Annotated in this window: 18 protein-coding genes; 7 read left to right on the top strand and 11 right to left on the bottom strand. The window is 61.8% G+C overall.

What is annotated here, in order from left to right:
- Positions 1 to 14 precede the first annotated feature (14 nt).
- Both PMI20_RS08505 and PMI20_RS08500 read left to right on the top strand, forming a co-directional pair.
- Positions 15 to 326, top strand: a complete 312-nt coding sequence (locus tag PMI20_RS08505; RefSeq protein WP_007932120.1) for a type II toxin-antitoxin system MqsR family toxin — start codon at positions 15 to 17, stop codon at positions 324 to 326.
- On the top strand, positions 323 to 796 hold the full coding sequence (locus PMI20_RS08500; protein WP_007932118.1) for a type II toxin-antitoxin system MqsA family antitoxin: 474 nt from the start codon (positions 323 to 325) through the stop codon (positions 794 to 796). Before PMI20_RS08505 ends, PMI20_RS08500 begins: the two co-directional genes overlap by 4 nt.
- Positions 797 to 856: 60 nt before the next feature.
- On the opposite strand, the gene PMI20_RS08495 is transcribed toward PMI20_RS08500, so the two are convergent.
- The 4 genes from PMI20_RS08495 to PMI20_RS08480 all read right to left on the bottom strand — a co-directional run bounded on the left by PMI20_RS08495 (position 857) and on the right by PMI20_RS08480 (position 5,019).
- The gene (locus PMI20_RS08495; RefSeq protein ID WP_007932116.1) at positions 857 to 1,621 is read right to left on the bottom strand and encodes an amino acid ABC transporter ATP-binding protein; all 765 of its coding nucleotides are present in this window, start codon (positions 1,619 to 1,621) and stop codon (positions 857 to 859) included.
- A gap of 10 nt (positions 1,622 to 1,631) precedes the next feature.
- A complete protein-coding gene (locus tag PMI20_RS08490; protein ID WP_007932114.1) occupies positions 1,632 to 2,729 on the bottom strand; it encodes an amino acid ABC transporter permease in 1,098 nt (365 codons plus the stop codon).
- Between the two features lie 10 nt (positions 2,730 to 2,739).
- A complete protein-coding gene (locus tag PMI20_RS08485; protein WP_007932112.1) occupies positions 2,740 to 3,921 on the bottom strand; it encodes an amino acid ABC transporter permease in 1,182 nt (393 codons plus the stop codon).
- Between the two features lie 66 nt (positions 3,922 to 3,987).
- On the bottom strand, positions 3,988 to 5,019 hold the full coding sequence (locus PMI20_RS08480; RefSeq protein ID WP_007932108.1) for an amino acid ABC transporter substrate-binding protein: 1,032 nt from the start codon (positions 5,017 to 5,019) through the stop codon (positions 3,988 to 3,990).
- A 467-nt stretch (positions 5,020 to 5,486) separates the two neighbouring features.
- Here PMI20_RS08480 and PMI20_RS08475 point away from each other — a divergent pair, with 467 nt between their 5' ends.
- From PMI20_RS08475 to PMI20_RS08455, 5 genes are all read left to right on the top strand, one after another.
- Positions 5,487 to 6,143: an alpha/beta hydrolase gene (locus PMI20_RS08475; protein ID WP_007932106.1), complete on the top strand. Its 657-nt coding sequence runs from the start codon at positions 5,487 to 5,489 to the stop codon at positions 6,141 to 6,143.
- 95 nt (positions 6,144 to 6,238) lie between these two features.
- Entirely contained in the window at positions 6,239 to 7,717 is a 1,479-nt protein-coding gene (gene rhlB / locus PMI20_RS08470; protein ID WP_007932105.1) for an ATP-dependent RNA helicase RhlB, read from the top strand.
- Between the two features lie 216 nt (positions 7,718 to 7,933).
- Positions 7,934 to 8,887, top strand: a complete 954-nt coding sequence (locus tag PMI20_RS08465) for an ornithine cyclodeaminase family protein (RefSeq protein ID WP_007932104.1) — start codon at positions 7,934 to 7,936, stop codon at positions 8,885 to 8,887.
- Positions 8,888 to 9,014: 127 nt separating this feature from the next.
- Positions 9,015 to 10,142 (top strand): NAD(P)/FAD-dependent oxidoreductase, encoded by a 1,128-nt coding sequence (locus PMI20_RS08460; RefSeq protein ID WP_007932102.1) that lies wholly within the window; start codon positions 9,015 to 9,017, stop codon positions 10,140 to 10,142.
- 86 nt (positions 10,143 to 10,228) lie between these two features.
- Entirely contained in the window at positions 10,229 to 10,855 is a 627-nt protein-coding gene (locus tag PMI20_RS08455) for a helix-turn-helix transcriptional regulator (protein WP_007932101.1), read from the top strand.
- Positions 10,856 to 10,949: 94 nt separating this feature from the next.
- On the opposite strand, the gene aotJ is transcribed toward PMI20_RS08455, so the two are convergent.
- The 7 genes from aotJ to PMI20_RS08420 all read right to left on the bottom strand — a co-directional run bounded on the left by aotJ (position 10,950) and on the right by PMI20_RS08420 (position 17,552).
- Entirely contained in the window at positions 10,950 to 11,726 is a 777-nt protein-coding gene (aotJ, locus tag PMI20_RS08450) for an L-arginine-binding protein AotJ (RefSeq protein ID WP_007932099.1), read from the bottom strand.
- A 311-nt stretch (positions 11,727 to 12,037) separates the two neighbouring features.
- Positions 12,038 to 12,490: a molybdopterin synthase catalytic subunit MoaE gene (gene moaE / locus PMI20_RS08445; RefSeq protein WP_007932098.1), complete on the bottom strand. Its 453-nt coding sequence runs from the start codon at positions 12,488 to 12,490 to the stop codon at positions 12,038 to 12,040.
- A 1-nt stretch (position 12,491) separates the two neighbouring features.
- The gene (gene moaD / locus PMI20_RS08440) at positions 12,492 to 12,734 is read right to left on the bottom strand and encodes a molybdopterin converting factor subunit 1 (RefSeq protein ID WP_007932097.1); all 243 of its coding nucleotides are present in this window, start codon (positions 12,732 to 12,734) and stop codon (positions 12,492 to 12,494) included.
- Positions 12,731 to 13,204, bottom strand: a complete 474-nt coding sequence (gene moaC / locus PMI20_RS08435) for a cyclic pyranopterin monophosphate synthase MoaC (protein ID WP_007932096.1) — start codon at positions 13,202 to 13,204, stop codon at positions 12,731 to 12,733. The genes moaD and moaC overlap by 4 nt, the downstream gene beginning before the upstream one ends.
- Before the next feature lie 132 nt (positions 13,205 to 13,336).
- Positions 13,337 to 14,472, bottom strand: a protein-coding gene (locus tag PMI20_RS08430; RefSeq protein WP_238543459.1) for an IS3 family transposase whose coding sequence is annotated in 2 segments (ribosomal slippage) — positions 13,337 to 14,223 and positions 14,223 to 14,472 — 1,137 coding nt in all. Because the reading frame shifts where the segments join, the coding sequence is not laid out codon by codon here.
- A gap of 212 nt (positions 14,473 to 14,684) precedes the next feature.
- Positions 14,685 to 16,079 carry a PhoH family protein gene (locus tag PMI20_RS08425; RefSeq protein WP_007929389.1) on the bottom strand — a complete coding sequence of 465 codons (1,395 nt, stop codon included), beginning with the start codon at positions 16,077 to 16,079 and terminating at the stop codon, positions 14,685 to 14,687.
- A 348-nt stretch (positions 16,080 to 16,427) separates the two neighbouring features.
- On the bottom strand, positions 16,428 to 17,552 hold the full coding sequence (locus PMI20_RS08420; RefSeq protein WP_007929390.1) for a polysaccharide deacetylase family protein: 1,125 nt from the start codon (positions 17,550 to 17,552) through the stop codon (positions 16,428 to 16,430).
- Between the last annotated feature and the right edge of the window lie 19 nt (positions 17,553 to 17,571).

Below are 17,571 nucleotides of genomic sequence, written 5' to 3'. Positions count from 1 at the left end.
ACTCCAGGTGTCTTATGGAAAAGCACACACCTCATTACGACCTGTCGGTGATCAAGGCAGATGTCGCCCGGCTGGGGGCAGCCGCCTTTACCCGAACCGCCCTGGTCAGCGGCCGGCACCTCGGCCTGACCTGCCGGGACATGCAGCAGGTGATTGCCGGGCTGCAGGGAAAAATGCTCTACAAGTCGATGACCAGCTATCTCGATCATCGAATCTGGCAGGACGTGTATTACACGCACATCGACTCCGTGGAGCTGTACATCAACGTCACTTACCGCCCCGGCGGCGGTCCCCCAGTGATCTCCTTCAAGGAGAAACATCCATGAAACAAAGACAATGCGTCAGCTGCGGTGCCCCGGCCGGCATGCAGCCGTTCAACAATCGCAGCGAGCTGATCGATTACAAGCACCTGCTGCGGCAAATCGACGGCCTGGATGGCTGGGAGTGCCAGGCCTGTGGGGAAGTCGAATTCGACCCGGCCAGCGCCGAACGCTACGCCAGCGCCGGCGACCAATTGCTGGAAGATTGCCGGCAGTTCATGGCCAGCGAGATGAAACGCATCCGCCGCAAGCTGCACCTCTCGCAGAAGGATGCGGTAAAGCTGCTCTCCGGCGGCGGGCACAACGCCTTCTCCCGCTACGAACGCGGCGAGGTCGCCCCGCCCCAGCCGCTGTTCATGTTGATGCGCCTGCTCGATCGTCATCCGCAGCTGATGGCCGACGTGCAGGCACTCAGCGAACAACAAGCCCCCGCGGCCGACAACGATCCGCACCAGGCACGCGGCGCGACGTCGTGAAATCCCAGGCAAAAATAAACCCGACGCCAGGCCGGGTTCATTTTCAAGACGGTACCTGGATCAGTGCAGGATCTGGCTCAGGAACAGCTTGGTCCGCTCGTTCTGCGGGTTGTCGAAGAAGTCGTTAGGCGCGGCCTGTTCGACGATTTCACCCTTGTCCATGAAGATCACCCGGTTGGCCACGGTGCGCGCAAAGCCCATTTCGTGGGTCACGCAGAGCATGGTCATGCCGTCTTCGGCCAGGCCGATCATGGTGTCCAGAACCTCTTTCACCATTTCCGGGTCGAGGGCCGACGTCGGCTCGTCGAACAGCATGATCTTCGGCTTCATGCACAGCGCCCGGGCAATTGCCACGCGCTGCTGCTGACCGCCGGAGAGCTGGCCCGGGTACTTGTTCGCCTGCTCCGGAATGCGTACGCGCTCCAGGTAATGCATGGCGATTTCCTCGGCCTTGCGCTTGGGCATCTTGCGTACCCACATCGGCGCCAGGGTGCAGTTCTGCAGGATGGTCAGGTGCGGGAACAGGTTGAAGTGCTGGAACACCATGCCGACTTCACGACGGATCGCCTCGATCTGCTTGAGGTCGTTGGTCAGCTCCACGCCATCGACCACGATGCGGCCCTGCTGGTGTTCTTCCAGGCGGTTCAGGCAGCGGATGGTGGTGGACTTGCCCGAGCCCGAAGGCCCGCACAGGACGATGCGCTCGCCCTGCTTGACGTTGAGGTTGATGTCCTTGAGCACGTGGAACTGGCCGTACCACTTGTTCACGCCCTGCATCTGAATAATGCCTTCAGGGCTCACAGGCTTTTTGATCGCTTCACTCATGGAGATACTCCTAACGCTTGTGGCCTGTGTCCAACTTACGCTCCAGATGCATGGAGTAGCGGGACATACCAAAACAGAAAATCCAGAACACCAGGGCCGCGAAGACATAGCCTTCGGTGGCCATGCCAAGCCATTTCGGGTCGGCGGCAGCTTGCTTCACGCTGTTGAGCAGGTCGAACAGGCCGATGATGATCACCAGGCTAGTGTCCTTGAACAGGGCGATGAAGGTGTTGACGATGCCGGGGATCACCAGCTTCAGGGCTTGCGGCAGGATCACCAGGCCCATGCTGCGCCAGTAGCCCAGGCCCATGGCCGCAGCCGCTTCGTACTGCCCCTTGGGAATCGCCTGCAGGCCGCCGCGCACCACTTCGGCGATATACGCCGACTGGAACAGGATCACCCCGATCAGCGCCCGCAGCAGCTTGTCGAAGTTCATGCCTTCGGGCAGGAACAGCGGCAGCATCACCGAGGACATGAACAGCACGGTGATCAACGGCACGCCACGCCAGAACTCGATGAAGGTCACGCAGACCACACGAATCGCCGGCATGTTCGAGCGTCGCCCCAAGGCCAGCACGATGCCCAGGGGCAAGGCGCCGGCGATGCCGACGGTGGCGATCACCAGGGTCAGCATCAGGCCGCCCCACTGGCTGGTGGCGACGTTGGCCATGCCAAACAGGCCGCCATGCAGCAGGAAGTAGGCAATGATCGGGTACAGCACCAGGAAGCTCAGGCCATAAATGGCCTTGTGCGGAACCCGGGCGATGAACAAGGGCGCCACGCCAATCACCGCCAGCCACACGGTCAGGTCCACGCGCCAGCGCAGGTCCGCCGGGTAGTAGCCGTACATGAACTGGCCGAAGCGCTGCTGGATGAACACCCAGCAGGCGCCCTCCTTGGTGCAGTCGGCGCGGGTGGTGCCCACCCAGTTGGCGTCGAAAATCGCCCAGCTGAGGATCGGCGGCACCACCAGGTAGATCAGGTAGAAGGCAAACAGGGTCAGCAGGGTGTTGATCCAGCTGGAGAACATGTGTGCCCGCATCCACGCCACGATCCCGATGCTGCTGCTCGGCGGTGGCATGTCGGGTTTGAAAGTATGAGTGCTCATGCGCGTTTCCTCACCGCTCGATCAGCGCAATGCGCTTGTTGTACCAGTTCATCAGCAGGGAAATGCTGATGCTGATCGCCAGGTACACGCTCATGGTGATGGCAATGACTTCGATGGCCTGGCCGGTCTGGTTGAGCACGGTACCGGCGAATAGCGAAACCATTTCCGGATAACCGATACCCGCCGCCAGGGACGAGTTCTTCGCCAGGTTCAGGTATTGGCTGGTCAGCGGCGGAATGATCACCCGCAGGGCTTGCGGGATGATCACCTTGCGCAGGGTCGGACCGTTGCGCAGGCCGAGGGAACGGGCCGCTTCGGTCTGGCCATGGCTCACCGACTTGATCCCCGAACGCACGATCTCGGCGATGAACGCCGCGGTGTAGACGGTCAGGGCCAGGGTCAGGGCCAGCAGTTCCGGGATCAGCACCCAGCCGCCGACGAAGTTGAAGCCCTTGAGCTCCGGCATTTCCCAATGCACCGGGGCGCCGAAAAGCAGCGTGCACAGCGCCGGGATCGCCAGGAACAGCGCCAGGCCGGTCCAGAACTTGTGGAACGGCACGCCGGTGTCTTCGAAGCGCTTGTTGGCCCAGCGGCACATCAGCACGATGGCGACAATCGCCACCACCAGGCTGATCACGAACGGCCAGAAGCCGTCGGCCACCAGGGCCGCCGGCATGTTCAGGCCACGGCTGCTGACGAAGAAGGTGTCGCCGAAGTTGTGGCTGTTACGCGGCCCCGGCATGGTCAGGAACACCGCGAAATACCAGAACAGGATTTGCAGCAGCGGCGGAATGTTGCGGAACACTTCCACATACACGGTCGCCAGTTTGCTGATGATCCAGTTCTGCGACAGGCGCGCCACACCGACGATGAAACCGAGAATGGTCGCCAGGATCACGCCGATGAATGTCACCAGCAGGGTGTTGAGCAGGCCGATCACGAACACCCGGGCATAGCTGTCCGCTTCGGTGTAGGAGATCAGGTGCTGAGCGATGCCGAAGCCGGCGCTGCGCTCGAGAAAGTCGAAGCCGGAGGTAATCCCCCGGTGCTGAAGGTTGGTTTGCGTGTTATCGAACAAGTACCAGCCAAGCGAGATCACGGCCACGACGGTGATGATCTGGAATAGCCACGCACGCACTCGTGGATCGCTGAGACTGAGCCTCTGCTTAGGTGCGCCGATTGAGTTTTGCATGAAGTGCCCCGGAAATAATGGAACAAGAACATCACCCGGCGGTTGGCCCGCCGGGCGATAGAACCATCAGCGCACTGGTGGTGCGTATTGAATGCCGCCGTTGTTCCATAGCGCGTTCAGGCCGCGATCGATCTCTAGCGGAGTGCTCTTGCCGAGGTTCTTCTCGAACACTTCGCCGTAGTTGCCGACTTGCTTGACGATCTGTACCACCCAGTCCTTGCGCAGCTTCAGGTCCTTGCCGTATTCGCCGTCGGCACCCAGCAGACGCGCAACGTCAGGGTTCTTGGTGGACTTGGCTTCGGCTTCGACGTTCTTCGACGTGATGCCGGCCTCTTCGGCGTTGAGCATGGCGTAGCCCGTCCAGCGGATGATGGCCAGCCACTCGTCGTCGCCGTTACGCACGACCGGGCCCAGCGGTTCCTTGGAAATGGTTTCCGGCAGAACCACATAGTCCTTCGGCGAAGCCAGCTTGCTGCGCTGGGCGAACAGCTGGGACTTGTCGGAGGTCAGCACGTCGCAACGCCCGGACTCCAGCGACTTGGCGCTTTCATCGGAGGTGTCGAAGGTGATCGGGGTGTATTTCAGGCCGTTGCCGCGGAAGTAGTCGGACACGTTCAGCTCGGTGGTGGTGCCGGCCTGGATGCAGATGGTCGCGCCGTCCAGTTCCTTGGCGCTCTTGACGCCCAGCTTGTTGTTCACCAGGAAACCGATGCCGTCGTAGTAGGTGATGAAGCCCGGGAATTTCAGGCCCATGCCCGCGTCGCGGGAACTGGTCATGGTGGTGTTGCGCGACAGGATGTCGATTTCGCCCGATTGCAGCGCGGTGAAACGCTCCTTGGCGTTCAACTGGCTGAATTTCACTTTGGTCGCGTCGCCGAATACCGCGGCGGCCACGGCGCGGCAGATATCGGCGTCGATGCCGAGGATCTTGCCGGTGGCGTCCGGTACCGAGAAGCCCGGCAGACCGTCGCTCACACCGCACTGCACAAAGCCTTTCTTCTGCACCGCATCCAGGGTCGCACCCGCCTGCGCGAAGCCGCTCATACCCAGTACCGCGGCGGCCGTGACCACAGCCAGGGTGGATTTCAACATCTTCATTCAAACCTCCAGTTTTGCTCTTGTTGTGTCGGAGCTTGAGTCCTGCCGCACCTTTATGAGGCACTGTTGACCCGTGTTGGCTTTTTATAGGGTCAAGCGGCGTAGGACTTTAGCTATGAGTCTAGTAGGAGAAAATCCATTTAAGAGAAAACCCATACTCACCAAGCGACCGAACGGGCTGTAGCCCTTGCATGTTCGCGAAGCCCGTAGCGGCCACTGGCGAACGTCCATCATCGGATCTTTGCTATCCCACACCCGCCAGTAGCCTGATAGTGTTACCGGCAGGGTGAACGCAATCACTTCACGCAACGGCTATAGCAAAGCCCATACCAGAGTGCCGGTTAAAGCGGTTCAGCCCGGGGTCAAGAGCAAAACTTGCAGCCTTGCGACATCTTCTTCACTGATCAACCGACCGCGCACCTCGATCACGCCCCGCTTGGGCGCGTGCGCACATATTTGGAGCAACCATGACCGAGCCCTTGATTCTTCAGCCCAGCAAGCCCGTCGACGCCTGTGTGATCTGGCTCCATGGCCTGGGCGCCGACCGCTACGACTTCCTGCCGGTGGCCGAAGCGCTGCAGGAAAGCCTGTTGACCACCCGCTTCGTCCTGCCCCAGGCACCGACCCGCGCCGTGACCATCAATGGCGGTTATGCCATGCCCAGCTGGTACGACATTCTGGCCATGAGCCCGGCGCGCGCGATCAACCGCGAACAGCTGGACGAGTCGGCCAAACGCCTGACCGACCTGATCGAAGAACAGCGCGCCAGCGGAATAGACCCTTCGCGGATTTTCCTCGCCGGCTTTTCCCAGGGTGGCGCGGTCGTCCTGCACACCGCCTTCCTTAAATGGCAGGGCCCGCTGGGTGGCGTGCTTGCCCTGTCCACCTATGCCCCGACCTTCAGCGATGAACTGGAACTGTCGGCCAGCCAGCAGCGGATTCCAACCCTGTGCCTGCACGGCCAGTACGACGAAGTGGTGCAGAACGCCATGGGCCGCACCGCCTACGAGTACCTGAAACACCATGGTGTCACCGTGACATGGCAGGAATACCCAATGGGCCACGAAGTGTTACCCGAAGAAATTCGCGATATCGGCGCCTGGCTCGGCGAGCGTTTGCGCTGAATCGATAAGTTAGGTAGCCCGTTGAGCAATCCACTACGCCGCGCCCGATTCTTGCATTACACTGCCCGGCGTACATTCCTTAACCAATTGATGAGATGACCGTGCTCAAAGCACTCAAGAAAATCTTCGGTAAAAGCGAGGCTGAGCAGCTCGCGCCAGGCTCCAGCCCCTCTTCCTCCAGCCCCAGCAGCCGTACCGACGGCCATCAGCCGGAACGGACCGCGCCCGCCTCCGTGGCCAGGCAAGAGCCGGTGGCCCCAGCCGCCCCGACGGCCCAGACCGCGCCGCGCAGCGACAAGCCCAAGGCCGAGCAGCCGCGCCGCCCACGCGCGCCGAAACCACCGGTGAGCACCTGGAAACTGGAAGACTTCGTCGTCGAACCGCAGGAAGGCAAGACCCGCTTCCACGACTTCAAACTCGCGCCGGAACTGATGCACGCGATCCACGACCTGGGTTTCCCCTACTGCACGCCGATCCAGGCGCAGGTACTGGGGTTCACCCTGGCCGGCAAAGACGCCATCGGCCGCGCCCAGACCGGTACCGGCAAGACCGCCGCGTTCCTGATCTCGATCATCACCCAGCTGCTGCAGACCCCACCACCGAAAGAGCGCTACATGGGCGAGCCGCGGGCGCTGATCATCGCGCCGACCCGCGAACTGGTGGTACAGATCGCCAAGGATGCGGCCAGCCTGACCAAATACACCGGTCTCAACGTGATGACCTTTGTCGGCGGCATGGACTTCGACAAACAGCTCAAGCACCTCGAAGCCCGGCATTGCGACATTCTGGTGGCCACCCCGGGCCGCCTGCTGGACTTCAACCAGCGCGGCGACGTGCACCTGGACATGGTCGAAGTGATGGTGCTGGACGAAGCCGACCGCATGCTCGACATGGGCTTCATCCCCCAGGTACGCCAGATCATTCGCCAGACCCCGCCGAAAAGCGAACGCCAGACCCTGCTGTTCTCCGCCACCTTCACCGACGACGTGATGAACCTCGCCAAGCAGTGGACCACCGACCCGGCGATCGTCGAGATCGAAGCCGAGAACGTGGCCAACGCCAACGTCGAACAGCACATCTACGCGGTGGCCGGCGCCGACAAGTACAAGCTGCTGTACAACCTGGTCAACGACAACGGCTGGGAACGGGTCATGGTCTTCGCCAACCGCAAGGATGAAGTGCGGCGCATCGAGGAACGCCTAGTACGCGACGGCGTGAATGCCGCCCAGCTGTCCGGCGACGTGCCGCAGCACAAGCGCATCAAGACCCTGGAAGGCTTCCGCGAAGGCAAGATCCGCGTGCTGGTGGCCACCGATGTCGCCGGGCGTGGCATCCACATCGACGGCATCAGCCACGTGATCAACTTCACCCTGCCGGAAGTGCCGGACGACTACGTGCACCGTATCGGCCGCACTGGCCGGGCGGGCGCCGACGGCGTGTCCATCAGCTTCGCCGGCGAGGACGACTCCTATCAGCTGCCGTCGATCGAAGCGCTGCTGGGTCGCAAGATCAGCTGCGAAATGCCGCCGACCGAGCTGCTGCGCCCCGTGGAGCGCAAACGCCCGAAAGCCTGAGCAGCATCGTTGTAGGAGCGAAGCTTGCTCGCGATGAACGATAACGCGCAGTGTCAGCAATGACGCCTCGCGGGCAAGCCTCGCTCCTACAGATACAAGCCTGCCCGCAAAAAAACGCAGCCCGACCATAGGCTGCGTTTTTTTTCGCCTGGATATTGCCCGACAAAACTAAAAGTCCATAATGGACAAATTAGTTTACTTCTTGGGAGCACCCGCATGTCCAGCACGCCCTGCGTGATTACCCAGCCTCAAGCCCGCCAGTTGCTGGCGCAGGTCGACGTGCCGCAGGTCCTGCGCAAGCTGTTCCACGACCTGGCCGCCGGGCTTGCCGTGCAGCCGGCGCAGCAACTGGTGGAGTTTCCCCAGGGCGCCGGGGACTTTATCAATTACCTGGGCGTGCTGGCCGAAGAGCGGGTCTACGGGGTCAAGACCTCGCCCTATATCGTCCGCACCGAAGGCCCGCTGGTCACCGCCTGGACCCTGCTGATGTCCATGGACAGCGGCCAGCCGCTGCTGCTCTGTGACGCTGGCGAACTGACCACCGCGCGCACCGCGGCCACCACCGCCGTGGCCGTCGACGCCCTGGCGCCGGCCGACGCCAGGCACCTGGCGATCATTGGCAGCGGCCCCGTGGCCCAGGCCCACCTGCATTACGTGAAAGCCCTGCGCGAGTGGCAATCCATCCGCCTGTACTCCCCTGGCCTGGCCGGAAAATCCGCCGAGGACATCGCGCGCCTGAAGGCCCTCGACCCGCGCCTGCAGGTCGCCAGCCAGCTCGATGACGCCCTACAGGACGCCGACGTCATCATGCTCTGCACCTCCTCCGCCGGCCCGGTGATCGACCCGCGCACCTTGCGCAAGCCGGCGCTGATCACCTCCATCAGCACCAACGCGCCACGGGCCCATGAAGTGCCGCCCGCCGCGCTGAAGGACATGCAGGTGTATTGCGACTATCGTCAGACCACCCCCGGCTCGGCCGGCGAGATGCTGATCGCCGGCGAACGGCATGGCTGGGACAAGGCGGCGATTCTCGGCGACCTGCCCGAACTGCTCAGCGACCTGGCACAACGACCGGAGCCGGGGCGCCACGTGTTCTTCCGCTCCATCGGCCTGGGCCTGGAAGACATCGCCCTGGCCAATGCGCTGTACCGCTTGCAGTGCACTCACTAAATACCAATGGAACACCAGCCGGCTCGTGATCGACGGCCCCGAGCGAACCACGGTGACAGGCTCAGGATCGATCGCGGGCAAGCCTCGCTCCTACAGACGCGCGTTATCCCCTTTTTTGGAGGCTCGAATGACCCAGGCAGACTTCATCATCATCGGCGGCGGCATTGCCGGTGCCTCCACCGGCTACTGGCTGTCGCGCCATGGCCGGGTGCTGGTGCTGGAACGCGAATCGCATCCGGCCTACCACTCCACCGGGCGCTCCGCGGCGCTCTATACCGCCGCCTATGGCACGCCCCAGGTACGCGCCCTGACCCTGGCCAGCCGGGACTTTTTCGATGCCCCGCCGCAAGGGTTCTGCGAGCACCCGCTGCTGACCCCGCGCGGCGAAATGACCGTGGACTTCACCGGCAACCCCAGCGAGCTGAACAACCAGTACCTGAGCGCCAAGGCCACGGTGCCGGAAATGCAGCTGCTGAGCGCCGACGAAGCCTGCGCGCGCCTGCCGATCCTGCGTCGCGAGAAGGTCCACGGCGCCCTCTACGACCCAAGCGCCAGCGACATCGACACCGACGCCCTGCACCAGGGTTACCTGCGCGGCATCCGGCGCAACCAGGGCGAGGTGCGTACCGACTGTGAAGTGCTGGGGCTGAGCCGCGACGAACAAGGCCAATGGCAGGTACAGACTGCCGGCCAGACCTTCAGCGCGCCCATCCTGATCAACGCCGCCGGCGCCTGGGCCGACCAGGTCGGCGCCATGGCCGGCGCCCGGCCCCTGGGCCTGCAGCCAAAACGCCGCGCAGCCTTTATCTTCGCCGGCCCCGAAGGCGTCGATATCCACCATTGGCCGATGCTGGTGAGCCTCGACGAATCCTTCTACATGAAGCCCGACGCCGGCATGTTCCTCGGCTCGCCGGCCAACGCCGACCCGGTGGAGCCCCACGACGTACAGCCGGAAGAGCTGGACATCGCCATGGGCATCTACCAGATCGAAGAGGCCACCACCCTGACCATTCGCCGCCCGACCCGCACCTGGGCCGGCCTGCGCAGCTTCGTCAGCGACGGCGACCTGCTGGCCGGCTTCGACACCCAGGTACCGGGCCTGTTCTGGGTCGCCGCGCAAGGCGGCTACGGCATCCAGACCTCGCCAGCCATGGGCCAGGCCAGCGCTGCCCTGGTGCGTGGCGAAGCCTTGCCGGAGCAACTGGCGCGCTTTGGCCTGGACGCCGCCATGCTCTCCCCCGCCCGCCTCGGCTGACCCCGCTCAGTGACGCGCCCCAACGATTGCGGCACACTCGCAGCGCCCTGCCTCGCAGGGCGCTGACACCGCCTGGAGAACCACCCATGACCTCACCCGCGCAGGACCCTGTCCTGGATAACTTCCGGGCGATCGCCGATGCCATCGCCACGCTGTTCTTCCCCCATGCCGAGGTGGTCATCCACGATCTGCGCACGCAGAAGATCGACTACATCGCCAACAACATCTCCAAGCGCGAAGTGGGCGACGACTCCGCCCTCGAAGACATGCTCGGCGAGGATGCCAATGAGCGGAATATCGGCCCCTACGAAAAGCTCAACTGGGACGGCCAGAAGATCCGCAGCCTCAGCAGCGTGCTGCGCGACGGCAGCGGCCAGCCGACGGCGGTGCTGTGCATCAACCTGAATATTTCGCTGTTCGAGAATGCCAAGGCGGCGCTGGACCTGTTCCTCTCGCCGAGCAAACTGATCCCGCAACCGGACTCGCTGTTTCGCGATGACTGGCAGGAGCGCATCAACACCTTCCTGCACAACTGGCTGCGCGAACGGCAGCTGGGCCTGAACCTGCTGACCCGCGAACACAAGCGCGAACTGGTGCTGGCGCTGCACGCCGAAGGTGCGTTCAAGGGCAAAAGCGCCGCCAACTATGTGGCCAACGTGCTGAACATGGGGCGGGCGACAGTGTACAAGCACCTGAAGGAATTGAAGGGCTGACAGTCTCTAAAAGCATCGCGGGCAAGCCTCGCTCCTACAAAACCGCAGGAGCGAGGCTTGCCCGCGATGGCGTCCTCACGAACGCCACACGACATCAGTCGCCGTAGATGTCGGACTTGAAGTACTTCTCGGAAATCTTCTGATATTCGCCACTGGCGCGAATGCCATCGATGGCGCTATTCAACTGGCCGACCAGCTCGGCATTGCCCTTGCGCACCGCGATCCCCGCGCCCTCACCCACGTATTTCGGGTCCTTCAGTTCTGGCCCGACAAACGCATAGCCCTTGCCGCGCGGCATCGACAGGAAATCATTCAGCGGGATGGTGTCCGCGAAAATAGCATCGAGGCGCCCGGCCGCCAGGTCCATGTAGATCTCTTCGTTGTTGCTGTAGCGCTTGACGTTGATGCCCTTGGGCTCGAACACCTCGCTGGCGTAGCGGTCAGTGGTGGTCGCCCGTTGCACACCGACGTTCTTGCCCTTGAGGCTGGCGTATTGGTCATCGACCGTGGCGCCTTCCTTCATCACCAGCCGCGAGGAAGTGAAGTAGTACTTGTGGGTGAAGTCGACCGACTTCTTGCGGTCTTCGTTGATGGTCATCGACGACAGCGCCATGTCGATTTTTTTCACTTTCAAGGAGGGAATCAGGCCGTCGAATTCACCCTCGACCCATAGGCACTTGACCTGCATCTGCGCGCACAGGGCATTGCCGATGTCGTAGTCGAAACCGACGATCTCGCCCTTGTCGGTTTTCGAGGCGAACGGCGGATAAGCCGCCTCGATGCCGATGCGCAGGGTTTTCTCGGCGGCGAACAGGCTGCTGCACGCCAACAGGCTCAGGGCCAGGCCACTGATGAGGGGGAGTTTCTTCATATTCGTTCTCTCGCGGGTTGTTGTTGGTTTGGCAAGACAGAAGAAAGGAGTGAAACAGTGGAGCCTTGTTTGTACTTGTAAATCCATACTGGACTTTTACGTATATCTCGTCAACGCAGCGGACGCGGTTCAACTGGCCTTTGGTCGAGAGACAGAAATGGAAAAAAGCAGAGAAATAGGGGCGTAGTCGAGGGCGCCATCGCGGGCAATCGAGCGTCGACCGGCTGCTCCTACAGAAGCCATGCAACCCTCTGTAGGAGCGAGGCTTGCCCGCTATGAGGACTTGCGGTCAATACGGATGAATCAGGCCGTCATTCTTTCCAACGATCCGCCGCCGCATGATCGCTGTCGCGACCTTCCACCCAGCGCGGGCCATCGGCGGTGGTTTCCTTTTTCCAGAACGGTGCGCGGGTTTTCAGGTAGTCCATGACAAAGGCACAGGCGTCGAACGCCGCCTGGCGGTGGGCGCTGGCGGCGCCGACGAAGACGATCGGCTCGCCCGGCTCCAGCGCGCCGATGCGATGCAGCACTTCCAGCTTGAGCAGCGGCCAGCGCTGTTCGGCCTCGGCGGCGATCTTGCCGAGGGCCTTTTCGGTCATGCCCGGGTAATGCTCGAGAAACATCCCGGCCACATCCAGGCCATCGTTGAAATCACGCACGTAGCCGACAAAGCTCACCACCGCGCCGACACCGACATTCGCCGCATGCATGGCGTTGACTTCCGCCCCCGGATCGAAGGCGCCCGATTGCACACGAATCGCCATGTCAGCCCCCGGTCACAGTAGGAAAAAACGCCACTTCGTCGCCGTCGCTCACTGGCTCGTCGAGCTGGCACAGGTCTTCGTTGCGGGCGCACATCAGGTTCTGCTCGCTGAGCACCTCGGCGCCCTCGCGTTGGGCCAGCAGGGCGCGCACATCGTCGACCGTGGCGAAATCGCCGGCGACCCGCAGCGAATCCACACCCAGCGCCTCGCGATAGCGGGCGAAAAACTTCACGGTCAGGTTCATTGCTCACCCGCCTGGTAATGACCGCTCTTGCCGCCCAGCTTCTCCAGCAAGCGCACGCCTTCGATGGTCATGCCGCGGTCCACGGCCTTGCACATGTCATAGATGGTCAGCGCGGCGACGCTGGCGGCGGTCAGGGCTTCCATTTCCACCCCGGTCTGCCCGGCCAGCTTGCAGCGGGCAACGATGCGCACGCTGTCCTCGCCTTCGGCGCTGAGCTCGACCTTGACGCTGGTAAGCATCAGCGGATGGCACAGGGGGATCAGATCGCTGGTCTTTTTCGCCGCCTGGATGCCGGCGATGCGCGCCACGGCGAACACATCACCCTTGGGGTGACCGCCGCTGACGATCATTTGCAGGGTTTGCGGGAGCATGCGCACCCGGGCTTCGGCCGTGGCTTCGCGGGACGTCACGGCTTTGTCGGTGACGTCGACCATATTGGCGCGACCTTGGGAATCGAGATGAGTCAGCACAGCCTTACTCCTGATCAGGAAAGGCGATTGTAAACCCGAGGGTCAAATTTCCGCACGTTTGATTATCCACGCACTCCGCCCCTGTAGGAGCGAGGCTGAACTGGTCAAGTAATCCTGGACACCATTTAAGGTTTACGCAGCCAGTCTTTCTGCTGCGACGGGTGATCGATATTCGTTGTAACTGTGAGGCCGAGTGGTGTTGTAGCGTGTGATGTAGCGCTGCACGTCCATTCGGGCCTCATGTTCCGAGCCGTAGCCGCCCTTAGGCACCCACTCCGACTTCAGGCTTCCAAAAAAACGCTCCATCGGGGCGTTGTCCCAACATTCGCCTTTACGGCTCATGCTCTGGCGATAGCCTTGTTCATTCAATTCATGCCTGAATTTGTGACTGGTGTACTGGCAGCCCTGGTCAGAGTGAAACAGCACGCCCTTTGGGTGTCCTCTCAGTTCAGTCGCCATCCGCAGTGCCTCACAGGTCAGCGTCGCATCAGAAATCGACGAGAACGACCAGCCCACGATACGGCGGGCAAACAGATCCAAAACAGCCGCCAAATACAACCAGCGCTTGCCAGCCTTGATGTAAGTAACGTCCCCACACCACACCTCGTTGGGTGCCTTCACATCAAACTGACGCTTGAGTTCATGCGGTGCCGTCAAAGCCTCCACACCCGATGACCGGTATTTGTGACGCCTGCGCTGCCGGCAGGTTATCCCGGCCTCTCGCATCAGGCTTTGAGCCTTGAATCGACCTATCTGGTGCCCAGCGGCCTGCAGCATTTTGGCCAGGGTACGAGAGCCTGCTGAGGCCCTCGACGCCTTGTGATGCTTGACCAGCTCCGCCTTGAGCCTTTCTCGCTCAGGGCATTGCTGGCCTTGGCGCTGACGCCAGCTGTAGAAGCTGCTGCGGCTGATCTCAAGCACACGACAGCACTCATTTACGCCGTACTGCTCGCCCAACTCATCGATCAGCGCGAGTGATCTTTGGCGTCCAAAAGCAGGAGAGCACTGGCCTTTTTTAGGATTTCGATATCCCGGTCTTTCTGCTTGAGCAGGGCCTGGAGCCGCTGAATTTCCCGCTGATCAGCAGTGATGGCTTTGGCCCCTATCGGAGTTAAACCTTCTCTTTCCTTGCGCAGTTGATCGACCCAGCGCCGCAAGGCCGTAGGACCAATATTTATGCTGGCGCAGACCTCGGGAACCGACTGTCCTTCGTCCAGCACCATGCTGGCTGCTTTGAGCTTGAACTCATTTGAATAAGAGTTGCGCATGTCCAAACACCTCAGATTTGGGCGCCATCATAGCGCCCGATTGAGGTGTCCAGAATTATTAGGCCAGTTCAGGCTTGCCCGCGAAGGCATCACCGCGCCTGACCTGCTGCACCGCGTTGCCTGGATCGCGGGCAAGCCTCGCTCCCACGGAAGATAGGTTTGCTTCGGGCATAAAAAAACGGGCGGCCTCGCGGCCGCCCGTCTGGCGAGGGTTACAGATGGGATTCGGCGTATTCGGCCAGAATCGAGCGTGGCACCCCTTGCAGGGTGATGTGCACCCCGTTGGGGAAGTCCTTGAAGCGTTCAGTGAGGTAGGTCAGCCCGGAGCTGGTCGCGGACAGGTAAGGGGTATCGATCTGCGCCAGGTTGCCCAGGCACACCACTTTGGAACCGGCGCCGGCACGGGTGATGATGGTTTTCATCTGGTGCGGGGTGAGGTTCTGGCATTCGTCGATCAGGATCAGGCTCTGCTGGAAGCTGCGGCCACGAATGTAGTTGAGGGATTTGAACTGCAGCGGCACCTTGCTGAGGATGTAGTCGACGCTGCCATGGGTGCTTTCGTCATCCATGTGCAGAGCTTCGAGGTTGTCGGTGATGGCGCCGAGCCAGGGCTCCATCTTTTCCGCTTCGGTGCCCGGCAGGAAGCCGATCTCCTGGTCCAGCCCCTGCACGCTGCGGGTGGCGATGATGCGCCGATAACGCTTGCTGACCATGGTCTGCTCGATGGCTGCGGCCAGGGCCAGGATGGTCTTGCCTGAACCGGCAGCCCCGGACAGGTTGACCAGATGGATGTCCGGATCGAGCAGGGCGAACAGCGCTAGGCCTTGATAGATGTCGCGCGGTTTCAGGCCCCAGGCTTCCTGGTGCAACAGGGGTTCCTGATGCAGGTCGAGAATCAGCAGCACATCGGCGCGAATCTCCTTGATCCAGCCGACGAAACCCTGCTCGTCGATGATGAACTCGTTGATGTGCACCGCCGGCAGGTTGTCGGTGAGTTGCACCTGGTGCCAGGTGCGGCCGTGATCCTGGCGGGTTTCCACCTTGCTCACACGGTCCCAGAAGGAACCGGTCATGTTGTGGAAGCCGTTGGGCAGCAAAGCCACGTCGTCGACCAACTGGTCGGTGCTGTAGTCCTCGGCGGCGATCCCACAGGCGCGCGCCTTGAGGCGCATGTTGATGTCTTTGGTCACCAGCACCACGCGCAGCTCCTTGTCGCGCGCGTGCAGGTCGATCAACTGGTTGATGATGATGTTGTCGTTGAGGTTTTCCGGCAGCAGGCTGTTGGGCTCGGAGCGCTTGCTCATGAGGATCGACAGCAGGCCTTTGGGGCCGCTCTTGCCACGCTGGATAGGCACACCCAGCTCGACGTCTTCAGGCGAGGCCTCACCCAGGGTCTTGTCGATCAGGCGAATGGCCTGGCGGCATTCCGCTGCAACGCTGTGATGGCCGCTCTTGAGCTTGTCGAGTTCCTCCAGGACGATCATCGGGATCGCCACATGGTGTTCTTCGAAGTTCAGCAGGGCGTTTGGATCGTGAATCAATACATTGGTATCGAGTACATAAAGGATTGGCTGGTTGGAGGAAGGGCTACGTCCGTGGTCATCCATACTCGGTCACCTTATGTGGGGGCCAGTCGACGCAATACCATGGCGGTGCTGCGCCTCGAATTGACCGTCGAATTCACCCGCAGGGGTTCGAGTGAAGTGCACACAAAAGGAGTCTTGGGAGACGCCACCTGTGTTGCAGGTTTCGGCGGTCTGACTTCGTAATACTCCAAAACCTGTGACAGGAAAAAGCACTTTGACGCTTTTTTTAAGTTTATTTTGCAGAGTGACGAATAGCCCTTGGCGCGCTGCCCCGGCACCGTTAAAGTCGGAAGTCCGCCTGCCTCGAAATCCTGGCCAAAATCGGCAAAAACCTCCTCTCCCCCCGTAAATACGGACCTTTCGTCGTTTCTAGCGAAACGCGTCCTGACAATCCTCCCAACCGATTCCGCTCTGCGCCGTCTGCGTCAGCAACCAGGGCAATGCCGTCTTCACCGCGTCCTGCCGGGCGTTGAAATTGATCACCCCGTGCCGCCACAACAGCATCAGGGTCAACACCCGCTGGCCGCTCTGTTCGCCCTTGAGCTTGCCGGCGCCGTCCTGCGGGTCGATGTCCCACAGCGCCACCTGCAAACCCTGTGCATTAAAGAAGGCCTGCGCATCCGCCCGGCGCTGGCCGTAGGGCGGGCGAAACAGCGGCACGTAGTTTTCCGGCAGCTTGCCCTTGGCCAGCTCGACGCTGCGCTCGATCGAGTCCTGCCAGCCCTGCCAATGGCTGTGGGAACGATACTCCCAGCCCAGCACACCCACGCACTGCTGCGAATACAGGGCCTGCAGGCTGGCCACCGAACGCTGCTCCAGGCGGCTCTGCAACTCGCTGCCAAGCACGAAGAAGGTGCCGTTCATGTTCGACTTGCGCAGGTATTCGGTCAGCCACGGGGTGTTGTCCGGGGCGAGATTGGCAGCGCTGTCGAAGGTCAGCAAGAACAGCCGGTCATTGAGCTCGTCGCCATTGCGCTCGTAGTTGCCAAAACGCTCGATCTCGCTGGCGCTCTGGGGAAACAGCGCGGCCTTGCGCAGCAGTTCGTCCAGATACTGTTCATGGAAGGTCCGGCTCGGTTCGGCCCAGCGGGCGTAATAGGAGTCGTCGCCCAACTGGAACTTGCCGGCCTGCTCGCGCAGGGTGTCCATGTCTTCCACCAGGAAACAGAAGGAAGCGTCCTGGTCGCAGCTCTGCTGGGCGAAGTTGTAGTTGGTCAGCAATTGCCGCCAGAGCCGCTGGCGGACGGCATCGATCGACGCCATGTTGATAATCCGCAGGCCCAGGCGCTGCTTCAACGAAGCTTCATCCCAGGCCTCGCTGTCCAGCAGGGCGCGGGCGAAGGTGAGGATCTCCGCCCGCGACGCCACGTCGAACAGGGTCGGGTTGCCGAGCTGTTCCGGCCAGGTGCTGCGATCCAGGGTCGCCACATCGTTCGGCGCCGCCAGGGCGCCGAAACTCAACAGCCAGATCGAAAGAAAAAACGCGCTGCGCAAAGGGATGTCTCCATAACAA

It is taken from the genome of Pseudomonas sp. GM17, from assembly GCF_000282175.2.
Taxonomy (GTDB): Bacteria; Pseudomonadota; Gammaproteobacteria; order Pseudomonadales; family Pseudomonadaceae; genus Aquipseudomonas; species Aquipseudomonas chlororaphis.
Note: the sequence above shows the minus strand (reverse complement) of the source record. Positions and strands in the feature narration are given on the sequence as shown.